At 58.9% G+C, this 263-nt stretch carries 1 rRNA gene; it reads left to right on the plus strand.

The window, feature by feature from the left end:
• Positions 1-263, plus strand: a 16S ribosomal RNA gene (locus ACTHS4_RS12045); the annotation flags it as partial.

The following is a 263-nucleotide window of genomic DNA, read 5'->3' on the forward strand; positions in this document are numbered from 1 at the left end:
GTATAAGAGACAGCCTACGGGAGGCTGCCGTAAGGAATATTGCGCAATGGGCGACAGCCTGACGCAGCGACGCCGCGTGGGGGATGAAGGTCTTCGGATTGTAAACCCCTTTCGGCAGGGAAGATGGAACGGGTAACCGTTCGGACGGTACCTGCAGAAGCAGCCACGGCTAACTTCGTGCCAGCAGCCGCGGTAATACGAAGGTGGCAAGCGTTGTTCGGATTTACTGGGCGTACAGGGAGCGTAGGCGGTTGGGTAAGCCC

The organism is Neisseria sp. P0014.S009, assembly GCF_051958155.1.
GTDB lineage: Bacteria > Pseudomonadota > Gammaproteobacteria > Burkholderiales > Neisseriaceae > Neisseria > Neisseria flavescens_C.